Consider the following 1,522-nt stretch of genomic DNA (forward strand, 5'->3'; position numbering starts at 1 on the left):
GTCCAAGGGAGACCCCACAGGCGCAAAGGCGCCGAGGAGGCTCCCTGACCGCCCGCGGAAAGCGAGTGCCCTACGTTCCAATCAACGTTCGAATTTTTACACCCCCTCAAAAAAACTGTAGACAAACTCGATTTTCATCGAGTTTGTCTACAGTCTGGATTCTATATTTAAAAATATAGAATCTTTAAGCATGTATTTTTTTACTCATACTCATTCATTGGAGACTTCATTATTTTTACCTTCTGAATATTTCCTAATGCTCTTCTTTTATTTTTGCGTATCCTCTGAACCTTAATAGGGCTTTGCTTCCCCCTTTGTAGAGCCTTCCTCAGACCCTCCTTGATTATGAGGGGACATGTCTCCCTGATTTGGTCCCATTTCATCTTGATTGGAAGGGAAAAACACCTCTGGATTATCCTGAAATAAATCTTGATAACTATCTTTTTCTTTGTCATCCAATTCTGGATTATCCCCTAAATTCATCAAGTTTGTAAACGAACCAATTAAAAGACCTATTGTTATTAAACCAATGGATGTTGCAATTTTAATCCATACTTTCATCCACATCTTCTCATTCCTTTTTCATGTAGTTGAACATCTTCTCTAATTAAATTTATATTACTTAGTTATATTTCTTTTTTTATCTAACAGCGTTACCGAAACGAGTTGTAACTTCTACTATTTATTTGCCTTACAACTCTTTGATTACTAAATTTCTTTTTTCGAGATACACCGCTTTATCAGATTGTTTAGCCACCTCTTGTGAATGAGTGACGACAATGATACATTTATTTTCTTTATGAGCAAGTTCTTTAAATAACTCGATAATTTCCATGGAAGTTTCTTGATCTAGATTCCCAGTTGGTTCATCAGCTATTAATAAATCTACATTACAAGATAATGCACGAGCAATCGCTACACGCTGTTGCTGACCACCGCTAAGCTGTAATACCTTTCTTTTTGCTTCTCCTTCTGTCAGCCCTACCTTTTCTAATAACTCAAGTGCTTTTGCTTTTTTGTCTTTCACATCGACTCCTGTAATCTCCATCGCAGTGACTACATTTTGAAGAGCAGTCATATACGTAATGAGATTATATGATTGAAAGATAATCGAGACATGTTGGTTTCGATAGGAATCCAAACCTATCTTCCTTATATCTGTTCCTTTATATACTACATTCCCTCTACTTGGGATATCTAATCCACTTGCTAAACTAAGGGTTGTTGTTTTTCCTGATCCCGATGGTCCTAAAATGGTATAAAAGTGTCCAGCTTGAAACGCAAAGTTTACATTATCTAATATAGTGATTTTTTTATTATTGCTTTGATAATGGTAATTCAGATCTTTAAACTGTAAAATAGTGTCCATGTGTATATCCCTCCTATTAATCTTTTAATAAAATTTCTTTTGGTTTCAATCGAAGAATCGATAATGCTGGAATAATGGTTGATAAGATTGCGATTAATAGACCTAATCCACCTACTTTCAGCACATCTTGGGATGTTACACTTACATCAATAT

The 1,522-nt window shown here is 35.5% G+C and carries 2 protein-coding genes; both read right to left on the minus strand.

The features are described from left to right. Positions 1-291: 291 nt before the first annotated feature. Positions 292-561, minus strand: coding sequence for a hypothetical protein (locus tag AC1DUW_RS28485; protein ID WP_477644139.1), 270 nt, complete (start codon positions 559-561; stop codon positions 292-294). A gap of 130 nt (positions 562-691) precedes the next feature. After that, entirely contained in the window at positions 692-1,369 is a 678-nt protein-coding gene (locus tag AC1DUW_RS28490) for an ABC transporter ATP-binding protein (protein WP_053345656.1), read from the minus strand. Between the last annotated feature and the right edge of the window lie 153 nt (positions 1,370-1,522).

Source organism: Peribacillus sp. P4_C12 (genome assembly GCF_056402095.1).